We start from the raw sequence: 23551 nt of genomic DNA on the forward strand, positions 1-23551 counted from the left end.
CACGAGGCGGGGCCGGACGGCGTCGGCGACCCGCCGCCAGGCTCAGCGACGCGAGCGGCGCTTGCGCGGGCCGCGCTTGCGGCCGTCGCCCTTGTCGGCCTTATCGCCCCGGGACGCCTCGGCCTTGGGCGGCTTGCCACCGGCCCGGGCCCGACCCATGTCGGGCGCCGCATCCGCGGCACGGCGACGGCGCGGCGCCCGCTTGGGCCGCGGCTTGTCGTCGGCCAGCGCGAAGTCGATCTTGCGCTCGTCCAGGTCGACGCGCGCCACCTGCACGGTGACGCCATCGCCCAGGCGGTAGCTCATGCCGCTGCGCTCGCCCTTGAGGCGGTGCTTCTCCGGCTCGTAGTGGTAGTAGTCGGAGGGCAGCGAGGTGACGTGTACCAGCCCCTCCACATAGACCTCGTCGAGGCGCACGAAGATGCCGAACTGGGTCACCGAGGCGATGCTGCCGTCGTAGACCTCGCCGAGCTTGTCGGACATGAACTCGCACTTGAGCCAGTCTTCCACGTCGCGAGTGGCATCGTCGGCGCGGCGCTCGGTCATGGAGCAGTGCTCGCCCAGCTCGAGCATCTGCTCGAAGGTATAGGGGGCCCACTTGCTCGGCGGCTCCACCGGGGCGCCCTCGGCGCGCAGTACCGTGGCGGTCTGGCGCGGGCCACGGATCACCGAGCGGATCGCCCGGTGGACGATCAGGTCCGGGTAGCGGCGGATCGGCGAAGTGAAGTGGGCATAGGCCGGGTAGGCCAGGCCGAAGTGACCGTCGTTCTGGGGCGAATAGACCGCCCGGCTCATGGAGCGCAGCATCACCGTCTGGATGACGTCCGCATCGGGACGGTCCTTGATGGCCTCGGCGAGCTCCTGGTAGTCCTGCGGGCTGGGGTCGTCCCCCCCGCCCAGCGACAGCCCCAGTTCATTGAGGAACAACCGCAGCTTGTCGAGACGCTCCGGCGAGGGCTTCTCGTGGATGCGGTAGAGCGCCGGCAGGTCATGCTTGTCGAGGAAGCGGGCGGTGGCCACGTTGGCCGCCAGCATGCACTCCTCGATGATCTTGTGGGCGTCGTTGCGGGTGCGCGGGACGATCTTCTCGATCTTGCGCTCGTCGTTGAAGACGATGGCCGTCTCGGTGGTCTCGAAGTCGATGGCGCCGCGCGCCTCGCGCGCCTCGCGCAGCAGCCGGTAGAGGGCATGCAGGTTCCCGAGCGGCTTGACCAGCTCGCGGTACTGCTCGCGCAGGGCGTCGCCCTCCTCCCCCTGGTCGTCGAGGATCGCCGCCACCTTGTTGTAGGTGAGGCGGGCGTGGGAGCGGAACACCGCCTCGTAGAAGCGGTAGCGGCTGATCGCGCCGTTCTGGGAGATGTTCATCTCGCAGACCAGCGCCAGGCGGTCGACGGCCGGGTTCAGCGAGCAGAGCCCGTTGGAGAGCAGCTCCGGCAGCATGGGCACCACCTGCCCCGGGAAATAGACCGAGTTGCCGCGACGGATCGCCTCCTGGTCCAGGGCACTGCCGGGCCGCACGTAGTGGGAAACGTCGGCGATGGCCACCAGCAGCTTCCAGCTGCCGGACTTGGTCTTCCAGGCGCACACGGCGTCGTCGAAGTCCTTGGCGCTCTCGTCGTCGATGGTCACCAGCGGCACGTCGCGCAGGTCGATCCGGTGCGCCTTGTCGCCCTCGGCCACCTCGGCGGACATCCCGGCGATCTGGTCGTGCACCTCGGGCGGGAACTCGGCGGGGATCTCGTAGCTGCGGATGGCGATGTCGATCTCCATCCCCGGGTCCATGCGCTCGCCGAGCACCTCGACCACCTCGCCCACCGGCTGCACCCGGGTCTCGGGTTGCTTGACGATACGCGCCGAGATCACCTGGCCGTCCTGCGCTCCACCACAGGCGCTGTGAGGGATGATCACCTCCTGGGTGATGCGCGGGTTCTCAGGGATCAGCACCCCGAACTCGTCGGTGTTGGCGCGGTAGACACCGACGATGGTCTGGGTGTTGCGGGCCAGCACCTCGGCGATGGTGGCCTCGTCGCGGCCGCGGCGGTCGCGGCCGCTGATGCGCACCAGCACGTGGTCGCCATGGAAGACCCGGCGCATCTGCCGCGGCGGCACTACCAGATCGGGCTTCTTGCCGTCGTCGCGCAGTATGAAGCCGAAGCCGTCGCGGTGGCCGAGCACCTTGCCCTTGATCAGGTCGAGCTTGTCGATCAGCGCATAGGCACCGGCACGGTTGCGCAGCACCTGGCCATCGCGCTCCATGGCCGCCAGGCGGCGGCGCACCGCCTCCTGCAGGTCCTCGTCGTCGAGGCCCAACTGGCGGCTCATCTTCTCGTGGGTGATCGGCTTGCCGTACTCCTCCAGCCGGGCGAGCAGGTACTCGCGACTGGGCGCGGGCTTGTCGTACTTGTGGGCCTCGCGGCTGGCGTGCGGGTCGTCGCTGAGCATCCAGTGAGTCATGCGGGGTGCATCCTTGGCAGGGTCGGGGACGGCATAAGGAAGGGGGCGCTCGGGCGCCGCGGGCCAGGGATCTGGCTTGGGGGATCGATTGTCATGGCCGCAGTATAGCGTCGCGTGGGCCACCACCCAACCTCGGCATCGGTCGCCGACGCCCGGATCGACGGAAAAATTCGCCCCGGCCGCCCACCGCCCCTTGCAAAGACGACGAAATCGGGTACCATACGCGTCGCCTGCCCAGATGGCGGAATTGGTAGACGCGCTAGCTTCAGGTGCTAGTGTCCTTACGGACGTGGAGGTTCAAGTCCTCTTCTGGGCACCATCGATACCCTGACGAATCCGCCAGGCCTCGATGGACAGGCAAGGGAGCCCGCTCCCACGCTCTTTGTCAGCCCGAATCGCTCGTGTTCGCCCAGGTGGCGGAATTGGTAGACGCGCTAGCTTCAGGTGCTAGTGTCCTTACGGACGTGGAGGTTCAAGTCCTCTCCTGGGCACCATTCCCATGGAATTGCCCGAACACGACGAGATGCATGATGCGCCCAGGTGGCGGAATTGGTAGACGCGCTAGCTTCAGGTGCTAGTGTCCTTACGGACGTGGAGGTTCAAGTCCTCTCCTGGGCACCACATCCCTCGCGTCATGCAGGCTGCAACTCCCAGAGCCTTCACAGGAAACCGCGACACGAGATCGCGGTTTTTGCGTGTCTACTGGAAGCGTCCCGGCAGCCGCGCCACCCCCTCGAGCCCCCAGCCGCGGGTCGCCACCTCCCCCTCCAGGGCCTCCGCGACCGCCTCGGGCAGGCGCGGGAAGAAGTCGAGGCCGGTACGCGCCTCCAGTTCGTCGATGGTCACCAGGTAGTCGTCCAGCGGCTCGTCGCCGCGCACCTCCTGGGGCATCAGGAAGGCCAGCGCCCGGGGCGTCTCGCCCGGCACCACGATGATCTTGTAGAAGGCCTCGGGCACCTCCACGAGGCCCACCCGGTTGAGCAGGTTGTCGAGGAAGCGCTCGGGGAACACCGGTCCGGCGATCACCTGGACCTCGCCGAAGCGCGGCACGAAGTGGTCGATCACCACCTCCTCCAGGCGCTGCCAGAGCCGCCGATTGAGGTCCGGCCGCTGGGGCACCATGTTGCTCATGAAGAAGGTGTCGCGCTGCGCCGTACGCCCATGCACTGCGGCGATGGCATAGTTGGGCGCCAGGTGGCCGCGGTCGTAGCCGCTGCCGAAGTAGCTGTCCGGCGCGATCGGCCAGAGGGCCCGCCAGTCGCGCCGGAAGTCGGGGCGCGGGCCCGCCCCGGGATCCTCTACCGCATGCAGCCGATAGCCGACCCACAGCGGGTTGACCCGCAGGTCGGACCAGCCCACCAAAAAGCCAGCGTTGCGCAGCACCCGGTGCAGGCTCAGGGGCGAGGGCTCCTGCCAGGTCGGCACGCCCATCCATACCAGGCCATCGCGCAGCTCGCGTTCCTGGGCATACCAGAGGCCCGTGCCGACGGCCACGAACAGCAGGGTGATGGCGAAGCGGCGCATGCTGCGGCGCCCGCGCGAGACGATACGGCGGCGACTCATCCTTGAAACGATTTCCCGTGACGATTCGGAACCGGGTCGCCCGGCACGCGCCGGGCGCGATACGGGCTCACCAGCCCAGGGAGAACATCGTCTCCAGGTCGTGGCGGGAGTGCACCTGCATGGCGTTGAGGGTCTCGGTGTCGCGGATGCCCTCCACGGCGTTGAGCCGCTCGGTGACCAGCTCCGCCAGGCTCTCGAAATCGCGGGTGCGGGCGATGGCCACCAGGTCATAGCGGCCGCAGGTGGAGTAGACCTCACTGACCCCCTCCACGTCGGCCAGGCGCTCGGCCACCGACTTCACCTGCCCCTTCTCGGTATTGATCAGGATCACGGCATTCTGCATCGGGCTCTCTCCGGCTGCGGCCACTCGGGCCTGATGGTCGAGGCGGCGACCGACGACGGCCACCACTGCTGGCGCGAGTATAACAGCGCCACCGGCCCGGCAGAATCGCCGCCCTCCCCCACCGGGTCCTTGCCGCCGGACATGGCGGGGCACCGCGACCAATCGCCGCACGGGCCGCGCATCGTGCGCGGGGTTTCACTACCCTGAGATAGAGAACTCCGCGGGCAGCGACCTGTCGGAACCTTATAAAAAGCGACCCAAAACAACCGTGACCGGAACCGAGACGAAAGGAGATCCCATGGCCGACCAAAGCCGTCGCGACTTCATGCGCCACAGCCTGCTGGGCATCGCCGCCCTGCCGCTGGGCGCCGGCATCCTCTCCCGCCGGGCCTTCGCCCAGGACCTGCCGCGCCTGGACCCTTCCGCCGAGCAGGCCCAGGCCCTCAACTATGTCGAGGAGGCCGCCGAGGCCAGCGACCATCCCGCCTACGAGGAAGGCGAACGCTGCGACAACTGCATGTTCTACCAGGCCGACAACCAGGGCTGCCAGCTGTTCCCGCAGAACAGCGTCGAGCCCGGCGGCTGGTGCCAGTCCTGGACCGCCCAGGGCTGATCCCGGGGCGTCGACGCCGGGGCCCCAGGCCACACAGCGAGGACCCGCGCCATGGCGCGGGTCCTGTCGTTCCGGGTCAGGTGGGTGACGCCTCGCGGCCCTCGTCGGGCAGCGGCCACTGGTAGCGCCTGACCACCTCGTCGCCCTGCATCGATTCGAGCTTCACCGGGAAACCCCAGAGCTGGTGAAGGTGGCGGATCACCGGGTAGACGCTGCGCGCCAGGGGACGCCGACCATCCTGGACGTGACACAGGGTCAGCGAGCGGTCGCCGCGGATGTCGGCCGAATAGACCTGGATGTTGGGCTCGCGCACCGCGAGCGCATACTGGGAGGCCAGCGCCTCGCGGATACGCCGGTAGCCGCGCTCGTCGTGGATCGCCGCCACCTCCAGCATCTCCTCCTGGTCGTCGTCCAGCACCATGAACAGCTTGAGGTCGCGGATCACCTTGGGCGACAGGAACTGCTGGATGAAGGACTCGTCCTTGAAGTTCTTCATGGCGAAATCCAGGGTCTCGCGCCAGTCGCTGCCGGCGGTGTCGGGGAACCACTGGCGATCCTCGTCGGTGGGGGCCTCGCAGATGCGCTTGAGATCGCAGAAGATGGCGAAGCCCAGCGCATAAGGGTTGATGCCATTGAAGTAGGGGCTGTCGAAGGCCGGCTGCTGGACCACGGCGGTGTGGGACTGCAGGAACTCGAGCATCAGCCCCTCGTCGACCCGCCCCTCCTCGTAGAGGCGGTTCATCAGCGTATAGTGCCAGAAGGTGGCCCAACCCTCGTTCATCACCTGGGTCTGGCGCTGGGGATAGAAATACTGGGCCAGCTTGCGCACGATGCGCACCACCTCGCGCTGCCAGGGCGCCAGCAGGGGCGCGTTCTTCTCGATGAAGTAGAGCAGGTTCTCCTGGGGCTCGGCGGGGTAGCGCCCGCCGGCATGCAGGCCGAGCGGATCCTCCTCGTCATCGGTCATGCCCGGCAGGCGATCCTCCTGGGGGCGGCCGGGGATGGTGCGCCACAGGGTGTTGACCTGGGCCTGGAGGTGCTCCTCACGCTCCTTCTGGCGCTGCGCCTCCTCCGCGGCGGAGATCGGCGAGGGTCGCTTGTAGCGGTCCACGCCGTAGTTCTGCAGGGCATGGCAGGCGTCGAGCAGCTGCTCCACCGCGGCAACGCCGTGGCGCTCCTCGCACTCGGCGACATACTTGCGGGCGAAAACCAGGTAGTCGATGATCGAGGAGGCATCGGTCCAGGTGCGGAACAGGTAATTGCCCTTGAAGAAGGAGTTGTGCCCATAGCAGGCGTGGGCCATCACCAGCACCTGCATCATCAGGGTGTTCTCCTCCATCAGGTAGGCGATGCAGGGGTCGGAGTTGATCACCAGTTCGTAGGCCAGGCCCATCTGGCCGCGGCGGTAGGCCTGCTCCACGGCCAGGAACTGCTTGCCGAAGGACCAGTGATGGTAGCCCACCGGCATGCCCACGCTGGCGTAGGCGTCCATCATCTGTTCGGTGGTGATGATCTCGATCTGGTTGGGATAGGTGTCCAGGCGATACTCGTCGGCGAGCCGAGCGATCTCCCGCTCGAACTCGGAGAGGATCTCGAAGTTCCAGTCGGAACCGGTGGCGATCGGCTTGCGTCGGGTCATGGTGCCTCCTCCTTGCCGCCTCACTGGGCAGCCCGGCGCCGGAACAACTCGCGGAATACCGGATAGATGTCGCCGGCCTCGACGATCTGGCGCATGGCGAAGCGCGACGGGAACTCGTCGGCCACCGTCTCGTACTCCTCCCACAGCGCCTGGTGGGCGTGGGGGGTGATCTCCACATAGGTGAAGTATTGCAGCCGTGGCATCAGGGACGACATCAGCAACTCGCGGCAGTTCACGGAATCGTCGTCCCAGTTGTCACCGTCCGAGGCCTGGGCCACGTAGAGGTTCCACTGTCCCGGCGGGTAGCGCGCCTCGATGATCTCGTCGACCAGGCTCAGGGCGCTGGAAACGATGGTGCCGCCAGTCTCCCGGGAGTAGAAGAACTCCTCCTCGTCCACTTCCTTGGCCGCGGTGTGGTGGCGCACGAAGACCAGTTCGACCTTCTCGTAGTTGCGCTCCAGGAAGAGGTAGAGCAACAGGAAGAAGCGCTTGGCGATGTCCTTGTGGGCCTGGGTCATGGAGCCGGAAACGTCCATCACGCAGAACATCACTGCCTTGCTCGACGGCTGCGGCTGGTTGATCAGGTTGTTGTAGCGCAGGTCATAGGTGTCGAGGAAGGGCACCGCCTCCAGGCGCCGCTCGAGACGCTCGATCTCCTCCTTGAGTTCGGCGATGCGCGCCGGGTTGCGCAGCACCGGGTCCTTGCGCTCCTCGGCCTCCAGCGCCTCGCGGGCGACACGCAGGGCGCGACGTATCGGCGCCCGCATGGCGATGCGCCGGGCATGGGCCTCGCGCATGGAACGCACGATGTTGATCCGCGCGGGCACCCCATCGCGGGACACCCCCGCCCGCACCGGGCGGACCTCGTCGAGGTCGACCAGGCTCTTGCGCTCCAGGTGGGGCAGTTCCAGGCCGTCGAAGACGAAGTCGAGGAACTCCTCCCGGGACAGGGTGAAGGCGAACTCGTCCATGCCCTCCCCCTGGTTGGAGGCGCCGCCCTCGCCGGCACCGTCGCCGCCGCCCCCGCCGCTGGGCCGACGCAGGCGGTCGCCCTCGACGAACTCCTTGTTGCCCGGGGCGATGATGCTGCGCCGCCCCCCCGGTCCGTGCTGGAACACCGGCTCGGAGATGTCGCGGGAGGGGATCGAGACCTTCTCGCCGCGCTCCATGTCGGTGATCGAGCGACGGTTCACGGCCTCCTCCACCGAGCGCTTGATATGGGTACGGTAGCGATCGAGGAAGCGCTGGCGGTTGACCGCGCTCTTGTGCTTGGCGTTGGCACGCCGATCGATGAAATAGCTCATGTCGACCTCCTTGCACGCCGGTCGCGGCGGGCGGGAGCGGAAACCGCCCTCCGCCCTGGATGGCTCGAAGCCCGGACCCGGCGCCAGGCCTCGACGCTAGGCGCTAGGCGCTAGGCGCACCAGCTACTGCGACTTGCGTACCCGCAGGTACCACTCGGAAAGCAGGCGCACCTGCTTCTCGGTGTAGCCGCGATCGACCATGCGCGCCACGAAGTCCTCGTGCTTCTTCTTGTCCGCCTGGGACGCCTTGGCGTTGAAGGAGATCACCGGCAACAGCTCCTCTGTGTTGGCGAACATCTTGTGCTCGATCACCCCCCTGAGCTTCTCGTAGGACTGCCAGCTGGGGTTCATGCCGTTGTTCTGGGCACGGGCCCGCAGCACGAAGTTGACCACCTCGTGGCGGAAGTCCTTGGGGTTGGAGATGCCGGCCGGCTTCTCGATCTTCTCCAGCTCCTCGTTGAGGGCCTGGCGATCCAGGAACTCGCCGGTCTCGGGATCGCGGTATTCCTGGTCCTGGATCCAGAAGTCGGCGTAGGTGACGTAGCGGTCGAAGATGTTCTGACCGTACTCGGAGTAGGACTCCAGGTAGGCGGTCTGGATCTCCTTGCCGATGAAGTCCACGTAGCGCGGCGCCAGGAACTCCTTGATGAAGCGCAGGTAGCGCTCGAAGGTCTCGCGGGGCAGCTGCTCCTGCTCGAGGCGTTGTTCGAGGACGTAGAGCAGGTGCACCGGGTTCGCGGCGATCTCGTGATTGTCGAAGTTGAACACCTTGGAGAGGATCTTGAAGGAGAAACGCGTGGAGAGCCCGTCCATGCCCTCGTCGACCCCGGCGGCGTCACGGTACTCCTGGATCGACTTGGCCTTGGGATCGGTGTCCTTGAGGTTCTCGCCGTCGTAGACCCGCATCTTGGAGTAGATGCTCGAGTTCTCCGGTTCCTTGAGCCGCGAGAGCACCGCGAACTGTGCCAGCATGCGCAGGGTATCCGGCGCGCAGGGCGCCTCGTTGAGCGTGGAATGCTCGAGCAGCTTCTTGTAGATGTTGATCTCTTCGGTCACCCGCAGGCAGTAGGGCACCTTGACGATGTAGACCCGGTCGAGGAAGGCCTCGTTGTTGCGGTTGTTGCGGAAGGTCTGCCACTCGCTCTCGTTGGAGTGGGCGAGGATGATGCCGTCGAAGGGAATGGCGCCCATGCCCTCGGTGGGGTTGTAGTTGCCCTCCTGGGTGGCGGTGAGCAGCGGATGCAGCACCTTGATCGGCGCCTTGAACATCTCGATGAACTCCATCAGGCCCTGGTTGGCCTTGCACAGGCCGCCGGAGAAGCTGTAGGCGTCCGGGTCGTCCTGGGCATAGAGTTCGAGCTGGCGGATGTCCACCTTGCCCACCAGCGAGGAGATGTCCTGGTTGTTCTCGTCTCCGGGCTCGGTCTTGGAGATGGCGACCTGGTTGAGCCGCGACGGATAGAGCCGCACCACCTCGAACTGGGAGATGTCACCGCCGTACTCCTGCAGCCGCTTGGCCGCCCAGGGCGACATCACGCTCTTCAGGCAACGCCGGGGGATGCCGTACTCCTTCTCGAGCAACTCGCCGTCCTCCTCCGGCGAGAACAGCCCCAGCGGCGACTCGAAGACCGGCGAGCCCTTGATGGCATAGAAGGGCACCTTCTCCATCAGCAGCTTGAGACGCTCGGCGAGCGATGACTTGCCGCCCCCCACCGGGCCCAGCAGGTAGAGGATCTGCTTGCGCTCCTCCAGCCCCTGGGCGGCATGACGGAAGTAGGCGACGATCTGCTCGATCGCCTCCTCCATGCCGTAGAACTCGGAGAACGCCGGATAGCGGCGGATCACCTTGTTGGAGAAGATGCGCGATAGCCTGGAATCCTTGGCCGTGTCGATGACCTCCGGTTCGCCGATCGCCTGGAGCATCCTCTCGGCAGCCGAGGCATAGGCCATGGGCTCCCTCCGACAGAGCTCCAGGTACTCCTGCAGGCTCAACTCCTCCTGCTGGACGCTAGCGAAGCGGTTCTGCACATGATCGAAGATGCTCATCGATGCCTCCTTTAGCCCGATGGCTCGGCGCCGGCTCGACGGGGGCGCACGAGGACTGGGTCACCCTCAGCGTAGACACGCGGAAACGAAGCAACCGGATAGGCAATCAACGCTGGGACTTTAACCCTAAGAGCATGATGCCTCCCGAGGGTTCGTTGGCAATTGTGCAGTTTTGTTCAACGCTGCCGCCAGGTCGGGGAGCGAACCTCGAGAACGGGGAAGCCGGCGGCCGCCCCCGCGCCTGGACTAGAGCCGTGCCGCCAGGCGGGTGCCCTGGTCGATGGCGCGCTTGGCGTCCAGCTCGGCGGGCTCGAGGGCCCCGCCGATCAGGTGCACCGCGACGCCCGCCGCCTGCAGCGGCGCGAACAGCTCGCGCACCGGCTCCTGGCCGGCGCAGACTACCACGGTATCGACCTCGAGACAGCGCGCCTCACCGTCGATGCGGATATGCAGGCCGTCGTCGTCGATACGCAGATACTCACAGCCGGCCAGGGCCTCGACGCCACGATGCCTCAGCGACGCTCGATGCACCCAGCCGGTGGTCTTGCCCAGTCCCTTGCCGGGCTTGGAGGCCTTCCGCTGCAGCAGGTACACCCGGCGCGGGGTCTCCGGGCGGCGCGGAGCCGTGAGCCCGCCCGGCGATGCCACCGCCAGGTCCACGCCCCACTCGTCGCACCAGGCCCGGCGGTCCAGGGCGGGATGCCCGGCATGGGTCAGCAGCTCCGCCACGTCGAAGCCGATGCCGCCGGCGCCGATGATCGCCACCCGGCGACCGACCCGTTCGGGATGGACGATGGCGGTGGGATAGCTCATCACCCGGGGATGGTCGATGCCGGGCAGGTCGAGGCGCCGCGGCCGCACCCCGCTGGCCAGCACCACCGCATCGAAGTCGCGCAGCGCATGGGGATCGGCGTCGCAACCGAGCCGCACCGCCACCCGGTGCTTGTCGAGCATCACCCGGAAGTAGCGCAGGGTCTCGTCGAACTCCTCCTTGCCGGGAATGCGGCGCGCATAGCGGAACTGCCCGCCCAGCTCGAGGTCGCGCTCGAAGAGCGTCACCCGATGGCCCCGCCGTGCCGCGGTGAGCGCACACGCCAGGCCCGCCGGGCCGCCCCCCACCACGGCGATCGCCTTCGACGCCTCCGCGGGCTCGATGAGCAGTTCCGTCTCGTGACCGGCGCGGGGATTGACCAGGCAGGAGGCCGGCTTGCCCTCGAAGGTGTGATCCAGGCAGGCCTGGTTGCAGGCGATGCAGGTATTGATCTCCTCGCTGCGCCCTTCCCGCGCCTTGCTCACCCAGGCCGGGTCGGCCAGGAAGGGGCGCGCCATGGAGACCATGTCGGCATGCCCCTCGGCCAGCACCCTCTCCGCCACCTCCGGCATGTTGATGCGATTGGCGGCGATCAGCGGGACCGACACCTCGCCACGCAGGCGACGGGTCACCTCGGTGAAGGCGGCCCGCGGCACGCTGGTGACGATGGTGGGGACCCGCGCCTCGTGCCAGCCGATGCCGGTATTGAGCGCATCGGCGCCGGCGGCCTCGATGGCGCGCCCCAGGGCCACGACCTCATCGAGGGTGCTGCCCTCTTCCACCAGGTCGATCATCGACAGCCGGAAGATGATCAGGAAGTCCTCGCCCAGCGCCGCGCGGATGCGCCGTACGATCTCCACCGGGAAGCGCAGGCGATTCTCGAAGGGCCCACCCCAGGCGTCGTCGCGTCGATTGGTGCGCCGGCAGATGAACTGGTTGATGAGATAGCCCTCGGAGCCCATCACCTCCACGCCGTCGTAGCCGGCCTCACGCGCCAGGCTCGCGCAGCGCACGTAGTCCTCGATCTGCCGCTCCACCTCCTCGGCGGCGAGCTCGCGCGGCGTGAAGGGATTGATCGGTGCCCGGAGCGCCGAGGGCGCCACCAGGTCGGGGGTGTAGGCGTAGCGTCCGGCGTGGAGGATCTGCAGGCATAGGTGCCCCCCTGCGTCGTGCACCGCCTCCACTACCCGGCGATGGTCGGGCAACTGGTCGGCCCGCTCCAGGGTCGTCGCCCCCTGGAAGACGGCCCCTTCGGGGTTGGGGGCGATGCCGCCGGTGACGATCAGTCCCACGCCCTCTCGGACCCGCTCGGCATAGAAGGCCGCCAGGCGCGCGAAGCCCCCCGGAGCCTCCTCCAGGTTGGTGTGCATGGAGCCCATCAGCACCCGGTTGGGCAGGCTGAGGCGGCCAAGCTCGAGGGGACGGAAGAGGTGGGGATAGGCGGTCACGGCGGCTCCTCGCTTTCGCTTAGACAGGATTCAAACAACTGTATGGTAGTTTGAACCGGCCTGCCAGCCCGGCGAGAACCATTAAAGCAGAAAGCCCCGAGCCGGGGGGCTCGGGGCTTTCGGAAATTCCGTCGCGACGATGGCGGACCGGACGGGACTCGAACCCGCGACCTCCGGCGTGACAGGCCGGCATTCTAACCGACTGAACTACCGGTCCGCGTGGTGGGTGATACCGGACTCGAACCAGTGACCCCCAGCATGTGAGGCTGGTGCTCTAACCAACTGAGCTAATCACCCACGTAATCGCTTATCGCAATGTCAGGCCAGCGTGGCGGACCGGACGGGACTCGAACCCGCGACCTCCGGCGTGACAGGCCGGCATTCTAACCAACTGAACTACCGGTCCGCAACTGACTGTTGCCTGGCGGGAACACGATGGCGGACCGGACGGGACTCGAACCCGCGACCTCCGGCGTGACAGGCCGGCATTCTAACCGACTGAACTACCGGTCCGCTGCGTGCTTCCTGCGTGATCGGGACTGCCGAGGCAGTGGTGGGTGGTACAGGGATCGAACCTGTGACCCCCAGCTTGTAAGGCTGGTGCTCTCCCAGCTGAGCTAACCACCCCCGGTCACGTGGCGCTGCATTCTACAGGGGCACCGCCCAATGTCAACGCTTTTTCGCGCCCGGCGAGAGCGCCTCATTCGCTAGCGGATTCATCCACTTGGCCGCGCCACTCGCCCCCTCGATGCGCGGCCAGGAAGCCGGCGATGACGGCCGCCCCCTCGGCGATCAACGCCGCCTGGTCGCGCCCGGAGGCGCGCCGCGGCTGCCAGTCATGATCGCCGTCCTCCAGCCAGTGCAAACGCGTGGAGACCGGCAGGGCGTAGCCCACCACCTCCTCGCGGCTGCCGAAGGGATCTCGGCTGCCCTGCACCACCAGGGTGGGGCAGGCGAGCGCCGGCCAGTGGTCCAGGCGCAAGCGCTCCGGCCGGCGCGGCGGATGAAAGGGGTAGCCGCACAGCACCAGCCCCGGGGCTCCATCGCGGGCCGCCAGCAGGCTCGCCGTCCGCCCGCCGAGGGACTTGCCGCCCAGCCACAACGGCGGCAGCGCCGGGTGTGACAGAAGGTCGCACCAGGTGGCCAGCTCCTCCACCAGGCGGTCGATGCGGGGCGGGGGTCGGCGACGCCCCTCGCGGCGCATGCACTGCAGGTAGCCGAACTCGATGGCCAGGGTCTGCACACCGCCGTCGGCCAGCTCCCGTCGCAGGCGTTGCAGGAAGGTGGAATCCTGGCCGGCGCCCGCCCCGTGGGCGATCAGCAGCCGACCATGCCGCGCCTCCCCCAGCACCTCCAGCGGCCCCTGAGGGAGGCACCAGCGGCCCTGGAGCCCCTCCAGCAAGCGGCCTCGACAGGCCTCGATGGAGAGCGCCGCCCGGGTATCGCAAGCATTGTTCGACACGCCTTCGTCTCCTTGGTTCTAGTGCTCAGGGCATCTCATGTGTTCAGGATCATGCCCGGCTGCGATAGAATCCCGCCGATTTGACTCGCATCATCCAGAGGGAGGCGGCGTCCGTGGCATGCTGACGCAGCTTCATCCCGCTACCGCGTTCGATGGGAACCCGACATGAGCACAGCACTTGAACACCCGACCTACAATTACAAGGTAGTTCGGCAGTTCGCGATCATGACCGTGGTCTGGGGCATCGTGGGCATGACACTCGGTGTCATCCTCGCCGCCCAGCTGGTCTGGCCGGAACTGAACCTCGGACTGCCCTGGACCAGCTTCGGCCGCCTGCGTCCGCTGCACACCAACGCCGTGATCTTCGCCTTCGGCGGCTCGGCGCTGTTCGCCACCTCCTACTACGTGGTGCAGCGCACCTGCCAGGTGCGGCTGTTCTCCGACAGGCTGGCCGCCTTCACCTTCTGGGGCTGGCAGGCGGTGATCCTCTCGGCGGTGATCTCGCTGCCGCTGGGCTACACCACCACCAAGGAGTACGCCGAGCTGGAGTGGCCCATCAACATCCTGCTGGCCGCGGTGTGGATCGGCTATGCCATCGTCTTCCTGGGGACCATCAAGCTGCGCAGGACCTCCCACATCTACGTGGCCAACTGGTTCTACGCCGCCTTCATCCTGACCATCGGCGTGCTGCATATCGTCAACAATGCCGCCATCCCGGTCACCTCGATGTACTCCATCTCCATCTACTCCGGCGCCATCGACGCCATGGTGCAGTGGTGGTATGGCCACAACGCGGTGGGCTTCTTCCTGACCGCCGGCTTCCTGGGGATGATGTACTACTTCGTGCCCAAGCAGGCCGAGCGCCCGGTCTACTCCTACCGCCTATCCATCGTCCACTTCTGGGCACTGATCATGGTCTACATGTGGGCCGGTCCGCACCACCTGCACTACACTGCCCTGCCCAACTGGGCCCAGTCGCTGGGCATGGTGATGTCGATCATCCTGCTGGCTCCCTCCTGGGGCGGCATGATCAACGGCATGATGACCCTCTCCGGGGCCTGGCACAAACTGCGCACCGACCCGACCCTGCGCTTCCTGGTGGTGGCCCTGTCGTTCTACGGCATGTCCACCTTCGAGGGCCCGATGATGGCGGTGAAGACCGTTAACGCCCTCTCCCACTACACCGACTGGACCATCGGCCACGTCCATGCCGGTGCCCTGGGCTGGGTGGCGATGATCTCCATCGGTTCCCTGTACCACCTGATCCCGCGCCTGTTCGGCCGCACCGAGATGCACTCCGTGGGCCTGATCGCCGTGCACTTCTGGCTGGCCACCATCGGCACCGTGCTGTACATCGCCGCCATGTGGGTCAACGGCATCCTGCAGGGCCTGATGTGGCGTGCCATCAATCCCGACGGCACCCTGATGTACACCTTCGTCGAGGCCGTCGAGGCCAGCGGCCCGGGCTACATCGTGCGCCTGATCGGCGGCCTGTGCTGGGTGACCGGCATGCTGATCATGGCCTTCAACGTCTACATGACCGTCAAGCGCGGTGAAGGCGCTCGACAGCCGCTTCCGCAGACTGCCTGAGCCAACGGGGAAACCACCACCAATGAGACACGAGATCGTCGAAAAGAACGTCGGCCTGCTGGCCGTGCTGATCCTGGTCGTGATCAGCTTCGCCGGGCTCGCGGAGATCGTGCCGCTGTTCTTCCAGAAGCAGACCACCGAACCCGTGGAGGGGCTCGAGCCCCTTTCCGCCCTGGAGCTGGAGGGGCGCGACATCTATCGTCGCGAGGGCTGTGTGGGCTGTCACTCGCAGATGATTCGCCCGTTCCGCGCCGAGACCGAGCGCTATGGCCACTACAGCGTGGCCGGCGAGTCGGTCTACGATCACAACTTCCTGTGGGGCTCCAAGCGCACCGGCCCGGACCTGGCCCGGGTGGGCGGCCGCTACAGCGACGACTGGCACCGCGCCCACATGTACAACCCGCGTGACGTGGTCCCGGAATCGGTGATGCCCGCCTATCCCTGGCTGTTCGAGCGCACCCTCGACGGCCAGCACACCGCCGACAAGATGCGCGCCCTGCGCGAACTCGGCGTGCCCTACAGCGACGAGCAGATCGAGGGCGCCCGCTCGGAAGTCCGCGGCGAGCAGGAGATCACCGCCCTGATCGCCTATCTCCAGCAACTGGGCACCGTGCTCGAGGGCACGCGCTGATCATGGATAGCGGCACTCTTAGCGGCATCCTGACCGGGATCCTGATCATCGCCTTCCTCGGCATCACCGCCTGGGCCTACTCCAAGCGGCGCAAGAAGGACTTCGACGAGGCAGCCAACCTGCCCTTCGCCGACGATGACGACACGCCCGACCGTGACGGGCACCAGGATCCGACGGCCCAGGCCGGATCGGACAAGGACGCTTCTCGACAAGTCGATTCCCGAGACAACGAGGGAGACAGGAACACATGAATAATCTCTGGGGTGACTCCCTTTCCGGGTTCTGGAGCGCCTGGATCATCGTCATCACGCTGGGCTCCATCGGCCTTGCCTTCTGGCTGCTCTACGCCAACCGCAAGACCGACAAGACTCCCGACACCCACGGCAACGTGGACACCACCGGCCACGCCGCCGACGGCATCGAGGAGTACGACAACCCGTTGCCCAGCTGGTGGTTCAAGCTCTACGTGGGCACCGTGATCTTCGCCCTGGCCTACCTGGTGCTCTATCCGGGGCTGGGCAACTTCCAGGGCCTGCTGGGCTGGAGCCAGGAAAGCCAGTGGGAGGAGGAAGTGGCCGCGGCCGAGGAGCGCTTCACGCCGATCTTCGCCCAGTACCAGGAAGAGCCCATTCCCGAACTGGCCAAAGACGAGGAGGCCATGCAGGTCGCCGAGCGCATCTTCCTCAACAACTGCGCGGTGTGCCACGGCTCCAACGCCGAGGGCGGCTACGGCTTCCCCGACCTGACCGACGACGCCTGGCTGTACGGCGGCGAGCCCGACAACATCGTCACCACCATCAATCAGGGGCGCAACGGCCTGATGCCCTCCTGGCAGCAACTCGGCGAGGAGAACATCGAGAACCTGACCCAGCACGTGCTGGCGCTCTCCGGCAACGAGCACGACGCCGAGCGTGCCGAGCGCGGCGCGGCCACCTTCGCCTCGGTGTGCGCCGCCTGCCACCAGCCCGACGGCACCGGCAACCAGGCGCTGGGCGCCCCCGACCTGACCGATGACGCCTGGCTCTACCAGGCCCCGGGCCAGAGCCTGGCCGACTCGATCCGCCAGACCCTGCGCAACGGCCGCAACGGCCATATGCCGGCCCAGGCCGCCTACATCGGCGAGGAGCGCGTCCACCTGGTCGCCGCCTACGTCTACAGCCTCAGCCAGGAAGACTGACGGCCGAAGCCGCGGGACGACGAGGGTGCGGCCGCCGGTCGCACCCTTCCTCGTGGGGTCGCCGCCTCGCTACAATGGGGCCCAACCAAGGGCCCGCAGAGGCCGCTCCTTCCTGCCGTGAGCCACGCCATGAGCGACAAGATCCCCACCCGCGACGTCACGCCCTCCCCGGTCGGCCAGCACGAGCCCGGCGCGACCGTCTCGCAGGCGATGTACGCCAAGCGCGAACACATCTACGTGCGCGAGATCAAGGGCCTCTTCCAGCGGGTCCGGCGCGTCGCCAACTGGGGGCTCATGCTGGCCTTCCTGCTGGTTCCCTGGATCCCCTGGGGCGAGCGTCCCGCGGTATGGTTCGACCTCCCGGGCCGCGAGTTCCACGTCTTCGCCGCCACCTTCTATCCCCAGGAGTTCATCCTGCTCTCCTGGCTGCTGATCATCTGCGCCTTCGGGCTGTTCTTCATCACGGTATTCGCCGGGCGCGTCTGGTGTGGCTACACCTGCCCGCAGAGCGTCTGGACCTTCCTGTTCATCTGGGTCGAGCACCGCCTCGAGGGCAGCCGCCACCGGCGCATCAAGCTCGACAAGCGCCCCATGGACGCCGACAAGCTGTGGCGCAAGTCGGCCAAGCACGCCATCTGGCTGGCCATCGCCGCGGCCACCGGCATCACCTTCGTCGGCTACTTCACACCGATCCGCGACCTGGTGGTGGAGCTCCCGACCCTGCAGGCCCACGGCTGGTCCTACTTCTGGGTGGGCTTCTTCCTGGTCTTCACCTACCTCAACGCTGGCTGGTTGCGCGAGCAGGTGTGTATCTACATGTGCCCCTATGCGCGCTTCCAGGGGGTGATGTTCGATGCCGACACCCTGATCGTGTCCTACGACGCCGCCCGCGGCGAACCCCGCGGGGCGCGCAAGAAGAGCCTCTCGCATGCCCAGGCCCGGGAGGCCGGCCATGGCGACTGCATCGACTGCGACCTCTGTGTGCAGGTCTGCCCCACCGGTATCGACATCCGCGATGGCCTGCAGTACGAGTGCATCAGCTGCGCGGCCTGCATCGACGCCTGCGACAGCGTGATGGACCGCATGGGCTATCCCCGCGGCCTGATCCGCTATACCACCGAGCACGCCCTGGAGGGCCGTTCGACCCGCCTCCTGCGCCCCCGCCTGCTGGGGTACCTGGCGGCGCTGCTGGTGATGGTGGGCCTGTTCGCCTGGACGCTCGGCGACCGTACGCCCCTGGACTTCGAGGTCGAGCGCGAGCGCGGCCGGCTCTTCCAGACGACCCAGGACGGCCGGATCAGCAACGTCTACACCCTGACGGTCCGCAACCGCGACGGCGAGGACCACGTCTACCGCCTGGAGGCCGACGGCCTGACCGACCTGGCGCTCGATACCCGGCGCCTCGAGGTGCCCGCCGGCGCCTCCCGCCAGGCGGTGGTGTCGATCATCGCCCCCCCGGAGGCGCTCGAGAGCCCCAGCCACCCCATCACACTGCGGCTCACCGCCGAGCGTGCACCCAACATCGCCCTGGAGCGGGAAACCCGCTTCCTCGGACAGCTTCGGAGGTGACATGTCCCACCCCGTGACGCCCTGGTACAAGCAGTTCTGGCCCTGGTTCCTGATCGGCCTGCTGCTCTCCTCGGTGGCCTTCAGCCTGACTTATCTGGCCTTCTCGATCCGCTACTTCGACGGCTCGGTGGGCGGCGACTACTACGAGCGCGGCCTGGCCATCAACGAACAGCTGGCCAAGCAGGAGCACGCCCAGGAGCTGGGCCTGTCGGCCAGCCTGCGGGTCGACGCCCGGACCGGCGACGTGGTCGTCGACCTGGCCGGCGAGCGGCAGCCGAAGCAATTGCACCTGGCGCTGATCTTCCCCACCGACAGCGACTTCGACCGCGAACTGGTCCTCGACCAGGTGCGCGGAGGGCGCTACGTGACGACCATCGACGAGCCGCTGCGCCACCGCTGGTACCTGCAGCTGCAGCCCGAGGCCGGAGAGGCGGCCGAGTGGCGGCTGACCGGCGAGGCCCGCTTCCCCAGCGACGACGAGACCGCCCTGGTCCCGGGCCTCTAGCCCCACGCCATGTCTCGAGACGTCGCGACGCCCCCCGCCCCGGACCCCGGCGACTGCTACCACTGCGGCAGCCCGGTGCCCGCCGGCGCCTCCTGGTCGATCACCCTCGACGAGGCGCGCCACCCGCTCTGCTGCCCCGGCTGCGAGGCGGTGGCCCATGCCATCGTCGACGGCGGCCTGGCCGGCTACTACCGCTTCCGCACCGAACTGCCGGAGCGCCCCGAGGAGCACGACACGGCCCGCACCGAGACCTGGGCGGTATTCGACGATCCCGGCCTGCAGCGCCGCTTCGTGCATCCCGAGGGCGACGCGGGGGACGTCCACGCCACCCTGGCGGTGGATGGCATCACCTGCGCCGCCTGCGCCTGGCTGATCGAGCACCGCCTCAACGCCCTGGCGGGGGTCGAATCCAGCGCCGTCAACCTCAGCCACCACCGCCTGCGGGTCAGCTGGAACCCCGAGCGCATCCGCCTCTCGCAGTTGCTCGCCGAGCTGGCCGCCATCGGCTACCCGGCCCAGCCCTGGGAACCCGACGCCGCCCAGGCGCGCCTCCACCACCAGGAGCGCATGAACGTGCGCCGGCTGATCGTCGCCGCGGTGGGCATGGCCCAGGTGATGATGTTCTCGCTGCCCATCTATCTGGCCGGCCCGGGGGGCATGAGCGCCGACTTCCACGCCCTCTTCCACTGGCTCTCCTTCGCCCTGGCCACCCCGGTGGTGCTGTTCTCCGCCCAACCCTTCTTCGCCGGCGCCCTGCGCGACCTGCGCACCCGGGTGCTGGGTATGGACGTGCCGGTCGCCATCGCCATCGGCGGGGCCTACCTCGCCAGCGCCTATGCGGTGCTCAGCGACGGCGGCGAGGTCTATTTCGACTCGGTGGCCATGTTCACCTTCTTCCTGCTCTTCGGCCGCTACGTGGAGGCCCGCGCCAGGCGGCGCAGCGGCCACAGCGGCAACGCCCTCGCCGGCGCCCTGCCACTCTCGGCGACCCGCCTCGAGAGCAACGACGAACAGCGCATCCTCCCGGCCAGCGAACTCGTCGCCGGCGACCGGGTGCTGGTCAAACCCGGCCATGGCGTGCCAGCCGACGGGGTGATCGAGGAGGGCGAATCGAGCCTCGACGAGTCGATGCTGACCGGCGAGACCCTGCCGGTGACGCGCCGCCCCGGCGACGCCGTGAGCGGCGGCAGCCGGAACGTGGAGAGCCCCCTGGTGGTGCGCGTGACCCACGCCGGGCGCGACGCCCGGGCGGCCCGCATCGTCGACCTCAGCGACCGCGCCTTCGCCAGCCGCCCGCGCCTGGCCCAACTGGCGGCACGCATGGCCCACCTCTTCGTGCTGCGGCTGTTGCTGGTCACGGCCTGTGTCGCCACAGCATGGTGGTTTATCGACCCGTCGCGGGTGCTCTGGGTGACCCTCTCGGTGCTGGTGGTGACCTGTCCCTGCGCCCTGGCCCTGGCCACGCCCACGGCGCTCACCGCCGGCCACGGCCAGTTGCGCCGCCGCGGCGTGCTGGTGACCCGCGCCGACGCCATCGAGGCGCTGTCGAACGTCGACCGGGTGATCCTCGACAAGACCGGCACCCTGACCACCGGACGCATGAGCCTGGTGGAGACCCGCCCGCTGGGCGGGCTGGAGGCCGGCCGCGCCCGGGCCCTGGCCGCCGCCCTGGAGGCGCGCTCCGAGCACCCCATCGCACGGGCCTTCCACCCCTTCCGCGACGCCACGCGACGCGCCGTGGCGGTGACCAGCCGCCCCGGCCAGGGACTGGAGGGCGACCTCGACGGCCGCCGTTGGCGACTGGGCAGGCCGGCCTTCGCCGCCCCGCACGATGTGCCCGCACCGCCCGACGCCGACCAGTGGCTGCTGCTCGCCGAGGCGGGCGAACCGCGCGCCTGGTTCCGCCTCCAGGACCAGGTGCGCGACGATGCCGCCGAGACGGTGGCGGGCCTGCGCGCCCTGGGCCTGGCGGTGGAGCTGCTCTCCGGCGACACCGCCGAGGCGGCCGGCGCCCTGGCCGGGCACCTGGGCATCGCCGACTGGCGGGGCGGCGCCGACCCCGAGGCCAAGCTGACCCGCATCCGCGAGTGCCAGGCTGAAGGCGAGCGGGTCGCCATGGTCGGCGACGGGATCAATGACGTGCCGGTGCTGGCCGGCGCCGACGTGGCCATCGCCATGAACGGCGCCACCGACCTGGCGCGCACCAGCGCCGACGCCATCCTGCTCGGCCCGCGGCTGACGCGCATCGTCGAGGCCGTGGAGCTGTCCCGCGCCACCCGCCGGGTGATGCGCCAGAACATGCTGTGGTCGGTGTGCTACAACGTCACGGCGATGCCACTGGCCGCCGTCGGCCTGGTGCCCCCCTGGCTGGCCGCCATCGGCATGTCGGCCAGCTCCCTGGTGGTGGTGGGCAACGCCCTGCGCCTCAACCGTTTCCGCAGCCGCGCCGTGGCCCCCGCCGCGGCCCCGGCCCCGACGCCCCGGGAGGTGAACGCATGAGCATCCTCTACCTGCTGATTCCGCTGTCGCTGATCCTGCTCGGCCTCGCCGTCTGGGCCTTCTTCTGGGCGGTGGAGCACGACCAGTTCGAAGACCTGGAAGGGCCCGCGCACCGCATCCTCTTCGACGAGGACGAGAACGACCTGCCGCCCGAGGAGCGCCGGCGTCGCCAGGCGGCCCGCGAGCGGGATGATGCCCGGCAGGACGACGACCACGACGAGGCGCGCTGATGGATCCCACCGGCCTGGAACTGCCGCCGCTGGCCGCGGCCTTCGTCTTCGGCCTGCTGGGCGGCGCCCACTGCATCGGCATGTGCGGCGGCATCATGAGCGCCCTGACCTTCGCCGTGCCCCCCAGCATGCGCTCGACGACGCGCCTCTCCGGGCTGCTGCTGGGCTACAACCTGGGACGCATCGCCAGCTACATGGCGGCCGGCGCCCTCGCCGCGGGGCTCGGTACCCTGATCGGCGTGGCCCCCGGCGCCCGCCTGGCCCTGCAGGGGCTGGCCGCGGTGATGCTGATCCTGATGGCGCTCTACATCGCCGACTGGTGGAAGGGACTGCTGAGGGTCGAGGCGCTGGGGCGCCGGCTGTGGCGCCACCTGGAGCCGTTCGGCCGCCGCCTGATGCCGGTGGTGAGGGTACCCCAGGCGCTGGCACTGGGCGCCGTCTGGGGCTGGCTGCCCTGCGGGCTGGTCTACTCCATGCTGGCCTGGAGCCTGGCCATGGCCGAGCCGCTACGCGGCGCCACCCTGATGGGCGCCTTCGGGCTCGGCACCCTGCCGGCGCTGCTCGTCACCGGCCTGGCCGCCCGCCAGCTGGCCGGCCTGATCCGCCATCCGGCCACCCGCACCCTGGCGGCCCTGGCGATCATCGCCTTCGCCCTCTGGCAGCTGTGGGTGCTGCTGCCGGGCAGCGGCCTTCACCCCGGGGACGGCCACTCAGGCCATGCCCACGCCGCCGTCACGCGCCTCGCCCCCGGCCTGACATGAGGCAAGGCGAGCCTGCCCCGCCCGAGGCAGGATGGTAGCCTGAGCGCGAGGTGCGACCCTCTACCCCGGAGATACCTCCTAGGGGCAATATCCCGTTCGGCGGCGGGGTGCCATGATGCAGGTCAAGGCACCCCACAGGACGACCACCGCCATGCGCCATCCCCAGACGACCGCCGAGCGCCACGAGCTGGCCTACCACCCCCACTGCCAGACCTGCAGCCTCAGCTCCCTCTGCCTGCCCCTCGCCCTGAAGGAGCGCGGCACCGAGCAGCTGGACGCCATCATCCGCCGCCGTGCGCCCCTCAAGAAGGGCGACATCCTGTTCCGCCAGGGCAGCGACTTCGACTGCGTCTACGCCGTGCGTTCCGGCAGCCTCAAGCAGGTCACCACCGAAGGCAGCGGCGAGGACCAGCTGACCAACTTCTACCTGCCCAGCGAGCTGGTGGGTCTCGACGCCATCGACGAGGACCGCTACCCGGGCACCGTGGTGGCTCTGGAGACGACCACCGTCTGCGAGATCCCCTTCGACCGCCTCGACCGCCTGTCGGAGGCGCTGCCGGAGCTGCGTGGCCAGCTCTATCGCAGCATGAGCAAGGAGTTGCGCGACGACCGCCGGATGATGCGGTTGCTATCTCGCAAGACCGCCGACCAGCGCCTGGCCAGCTTCTTCGCCGGCCTCTCCGAACGCTTCCGGCGCCGCGGCTACTCGCCCTACAGCTTCCGGCTCTCCATGTCGCGTGCCGACATCAGCAACTATCTGGGCCTGGCCGTGGAGACGGTCAGCCGCATCCTCGGGCGCTTCCAGGGTCAGGGGTTGGTGGCCGTCTCCGGCCGCGAGGTGAATATCCTCGATCTGCCGGCGCTCACTCGCCTGGCCGAGGAAGAGGGCGTGCACTAAAGCTGGAA

At 68.3% G+C, this 23551-nt stretch carries 19 protein-coding genes and 8 tRNA genes; 14 read left to right on the top strand and 13 right to left on the bottom strand.

The features are described 5' to 3' along the window. Nucleotides 1–42: 42 nt before the first annotated feature. Nucleotides 43–2454, bottom strand: coding sequence for a ribonuclease R (rnr, locus tag QWY80_RS18305; protein ID WP_290234899.1), 2412 nt, complete (start codon nt 2452–2454; stop codon nt 43–45). Nucleotides 2455–2686: 232 nt separating this feature from the next. Between rnr and QWY80_RS18310 the strand changes: the two genes are divergently transcribed. The 3 genes from QWY80_RS18310 to QWY80_RS18320 all read left to right on the top strand — a co-directional run bounded on the left by QWY80_RS18310 (nt 2687) and on the right by QWY80_RS18320 (nt 3075). Further along, nucleotides 2687–2773: transfer RNA gene (locus QWY80_RS18310), tRNA-Leu, on the top strand. Between the two features lie 88 nt (nt 2774–2861). Then, nucleotides 2862–2948, top strand: a tRNA-Leu gene (locus QWY80_RS18315). 40 nt (nt 2949–2988) lie between these two features. Then, a tRNA-Leu gene (locus QWY80_RS18320) sits at nt 2989–3075 on the top strand. Nucleotides 3076–3153: 78 nt separating this feature from the next. Here the strand turns inward: QWY80_RS18320 and QWY80_RS18325 are convergent. After that, complete coding sequence (locus QWY80_RS18325) at nt 3154–4017, bottom strand: DNA/RNA non-specific endonuclease (protein ID WP_290234902.1); 864 nt, start codon at nt 4015–4017, stop codon at nt 3154–3156. 67 nt (nt 4018–4084) lie between these two features. Then, a complete protein-coding gene (locus QWY80_RS18330; protein ID WP_290234906.1) occupies nt 4085–4360 on the bottom strand; it encodes an Lrp/AsnC family transcriptional regulator in 276 nt (91 codons plus the stop codon). A 298-nt stretch (nt 4361–4658) separates the two neighbouring features. Here QWY80_RS18330 and QWY80_RS18335 point away from each other — a divergent pair, with 298 nt between their 5' ends. Beyond that, nucleotides 4659–4973: a high-potential iron-sulfur protein gene (locus tag QWY80_RS18335; protein WP_290234910.1), complete on the top strand. Its 315-nt coding sequence runs from the start codon at nt 4659–4661 to the stop codon at nt 4971–4973. 76 nt (nt 4974–5049) lie between these two features. Here QWY80_RS18335 and QWY80_RS18340 read toward each other — a convergent pair whose 3' ends face one another. The 10 genes from QWY80_RS18340 to QWY80_RS18385 form a co-directional block, all read right to left on the bottom strand. After that, entirely contained in the window at nt 5050–6612 is a 1563-nt protein-coding gene (locus tag QWY80_RS18340; RefSeq protein ID WP_290234913.1) for a SpoVR family protein, read from the bottom strand. A gap of 20 nt (nt 6613–6632) precedes the next feature. Further along, complete coding sequence (locus QWY80_RS18345; RefSeq protein ID WP_290234916.1) at nt 6633–7916, bottom strand: YeaH/YhbH family protein; 1284 nt, start codon at nt 7914–7916, stop codon at nt 6633–6635. 123 nt (nt 7917–8039) lie between these two features. Beyond that, on the bottom strand, nt 8040–9962 hold the full coding sequence (locus tag QWY80_RS18350) for a PrkA family serine protein kinase (RefSeq protein WP_290234918.1): 1923 nt from the start codon (nt 9960–9962) through the stop codon (nt 8040–8042). A 246-nt stretch (nt 9963–10208) separates the two neighbouring features. Continuing rightward, entirely contained in the window at nt 10209–12221 is a 2013-nt protein-coding gene (locus QWY80_RS18355; protein WP_290234920.1) for an NADPH-dependent 2,4-dienoyl-CoA reductase, read from the bottom strand. 140 nt (nt 12222–12361) lie between these two features. After that, nucleotides 12362–12438 (bottom strand) — tRNA-Asp (locus QWY80_RS18360). A gap of 3 nt (nt 12439–12441) precedes the next feature. Beyond that, nucleotides 12442–12518: transfer RNA gene (locus QWY80_RS18365), tRNA-Val, on the bottom strand. Nucleotides 12519–12550: 32 nt separating this feature from the next. After that, nucleotides 12551–12627: transfer RNA gene (locus tag QWY80_RS18370), tRNA-Asp, on the bottom strand. 30 nt (nt 12628–12657) lie between these two features. After that, a tRNA-Asp gene (locus tag QWY80_RS18375) sits at nt 12658–12734 on the bottom strand. Between the two features lie 38 nt (nt 12735–12772). Beyond that, nucleotides 12773–12848, bottom strand: a tRNA-Val gene (locus QWY80_RS18380). 73 nt (nt 12849–12921) lie between these two features. Beyond that, nucleotides 12922–13683, bottom strand: a complete 762-nt coding sequence (locus QWY80_RS18385; RefSeq protein ID WP_353960464.1) for an alpha/beta family hydrolase — start codon at nt 13681–13683, stop codon at nt 12922–12924. Between the two features lie 165 nt (nt 13684–13848). On the opposite strand from QWY80_RS18385, the gene ccoN reads away from it, so the two are divergent. From ccoN to fnr, 10 genes are all read left to right on the top strand, one after another. Further along, nucleotides 13849–15273, top strand: coding sequence for a cytochrome-c oxidase, cbb3-type subunit I (gene ccoN / locus QWY80_RS18390; protein ID WP_290234924.1), 1425 nt, complete (start codon nt 13849–13851; stop codon nt 15271–15273). Nucleotides 15274–15295: 22 nt separating this feature from the next. Beyond that, entirely contained in the window at nt 15296–15904 is a 609-nt protein-coding gene (gene ccoO, locus QWY80_RS18395; RefSeq protein WP_290234927.1) for a cytochrome-c oxidase, cbb3-type subunit II, read from the top strand. Nucleotides 15905–15906: 2 nt separating this feature from the next. Next, a complete protein-coding gene (locus QWY80_RS18400; RefSeq protein WP_290234930.1) occupies nt 15907–16155 on the top strand; it encodes a cbb3-type cytochrome oxidase subunit 3 in 249 nt (82 codons plus the stop codon). Beyond that, the gene (ccoP, locus tag QWY80_RS18405; protein WP_290234932.1) at nt 16152–17081 is read left to right on the top strand and encodes a cytochrome-c oxidase, cbb3-type subunit III; all 930 of its coding nucleotides are present in this window, start codon (nt 16152–16154) and stop codon (nt 17079–17081) included. The genes QWY80_RS18400 and ccoP overlap by 4 nt, the downstream gene beginning before the upstream one ends. Nucleotides 17082–17210: 129 nt before the next feature. Then, complete coding sequence (gene ccoG, locus QWY80_RS18410) at nt 17211–18650, top strand: cytochrome c oxidase accessory protein CcoG (RefSeq protein ID WP_290234935.1); 1440 nt, start codon at nt 17211–17213, stop codon at nt 18648–18650. 1 nt (nt 18651) lies between these two features. Beyond that, nucleotides 18652–19155 carry a FixH family protein gene (locus QWY80_RS18415; protein WP_290234940.1) on the top strand — a complete coding sequence of 168 codons (504 nt, stop codon included), beginning with the start codon at nt 18652–18654 and terminating at the stop codon, nt 19153–19155. A gap of 9 nt (nt 19156–19164) precedes the next feature. Further along, a complete protein-coding gene (locus QWY80_RS18420; RefSeq protein ID WP_290234943.1) occupies nt 19165–21654 on the top strand; it encodes a heavy metal translocating P-type ATPase in 2490 nt (829 codons plus the stop codon). After that, complete coding sequence (gene ccoS / locus QWY80_RS18425; protein ID WP_290234946.1) at nt 21651–21884, top strand: cbb3-type cytochrome oxidase assembly protein CcoS; 234 nt, start codon at nt 21651–21653, stop codon at nt 21882–21884. Before QWY80_RS18420 ends, ccoS begins: the two co-directional genes overlap by 4 nt. Next, the gene (locus QWY80_RS18430; RefSeq protein ID WP_290234949.1) at nt 21884–22645 is read left to right on the top strand and encodes a sulfite exporter TauE/SafE family protein; all 762 of its coding nucleotides are present in this window, start codon (nt 21884–21886) and stop codon (nt 22643–22645) included. Before ccoS ends, QWY80_RS18430 begins: the two co-directional genes overlap by 1 nt. Before the next feature lie 151 nt (nt 22646–22796). After that, entirely contained in the window at nt 22797–23543 is a 747-nt protein-coding gene (fnr, locus tag QWY80_RS18435; protein WP_290235489.1) for a fumarate/nitrate reduction transcriptional regulator Fnr, read from the top strand. Nucleotides 23544–23551: the final 8 nt, after the last annotated feature.

The sequence above is a fragment of the Halomonas ramblicola genome (assembly GCF_030409215.1).
Taxonomy (GTDB): Bacteria; Pseudomonadota; Gammaproteobacteria; order Pseudomonadales; family Halomonadaceae; genus Halomonas; species Halomonas ramblicola.

Excerpts from the sequence above, each read along its gene's own strand:
- ccoN (WP_290234924.1), top strand. The coding sequence starts at position 13,849 with ATGAGCACAGCACTTGAACACCCGACCTACAATTACAAGGTAGTTCGG.
- fnr (WP_290235489.1), top strand. The coding sequence starts at position 22,797 with ATGCGCCATCCCCAGACGACCGCCGAGCGCCACGAGCTGGCCTACCAC.
- QWY80_RS18350 (WP_290234918.1), bottom strand. The coding sequence starts at position 9,962 with ATGAGCATCTTCGATCATGTGCAGAACCGCTTCGCTAGCGTCCAGCAG.
- ccoP (WP_290234932.1), top strand. The coding sequence starts at position 16,152 with ATGAATAATCTCTGGGGTGACTCCCTTTCCGGGTTCTGGAGCGCCTGG.
- QWY80_RS18335 (WP_290234910.1), top strand. The coding sequence starts at position 4,659 with ATGGCCGACCAAAGCCGTCGCGACTTCATGCGCCACAGCCTGCTGGGC.
- QWY80_RS18420 (WP_290234943.1), top strand. The coding sequence starts at position 19,165 with ATGTCTCGAGACGTCGCGACGCCCCCCGCCCCGGACCCCGGCGACTGC.
- QWY80_RS18345 (WP_290234916.1), bottom strand. The coding sequence starts at position 7,916 with ATGAGCTATTTCATCGATCGGCGTGCCAACGCCAAGCACAAGAGCGCG.
- QWY80_RS18400 (WP_290234930.1), top strand. The coding sequence starts at position 15,907 with ATGGATAGCGGCACTCTTAGCGGCATCCTGACCGGGATCCTGATCATC.
- QWY80_RS18340 (WP_290234913.1), bottom strand. The coding sequence starts at position 6,612 with ATGACCCGACGCAAGCCGATCGCCACCGGTTCCGACTGGAACTTCGAG.
- QWY80_RS18415 (WP_290234940.1), top strand. The coding sequence starts at position 18,652 with ATGTCCCACCCCGTGACGCCCTGGTACAAGCAGTTCTGGCCCTGGTTC.
- rnr (WP_290234899.1), bottom strand. The coding sequence starts at position 2,454 with ATGACTCACTGGATGCTCAGCGACGACCCGCACGCCAGCCGCGAGGCC.
- QWY80_RS18330 (WP_290234906.1), bottom strand. The coding sequence starts at position 4,360 with ATGCAGAATGCCGTGATCCTGATCAATACCGAGAAGGGGCAGGTGAAG.
- ccoS (WP_290234946.1), top strand. The coding sequence starts at position 21,651 with ATGAGCATCCTCTACCTGCTGATTCCGCTGTCGCTGATCCTGCTCGGC.
- ccoG (WP_290234935.1), top strand. The coding sequence starts at position 17,211 with ATGAGCGACAAGATCCCCACCCGCGACGTCACGCCCTCCCCGGTCGGC.
- QWY80_RS18430 (WP_290234949.1), top strand. The coding sequence starts at position 21,884 with ATGGATCCCACCGGCCTGGAACTGCCGCCGCTGGCCGCGGCCTTCGTC.
- ccoO (WP_290234927.1), top strand. The coding sequence starts at position 15,296 with ATGAGACACGAGATCGTCGAAAAGAACGTCGGCCTGCTGGCCGTGCTG.
- QWY80_RS18325 (WP_290234902.1), bottom strand. The coding sequence starts at position 4,017 with ATGAGTCGCCGCCGTATCGTCTCGCGCGGGCGCCGCAGCATGCGCCGC.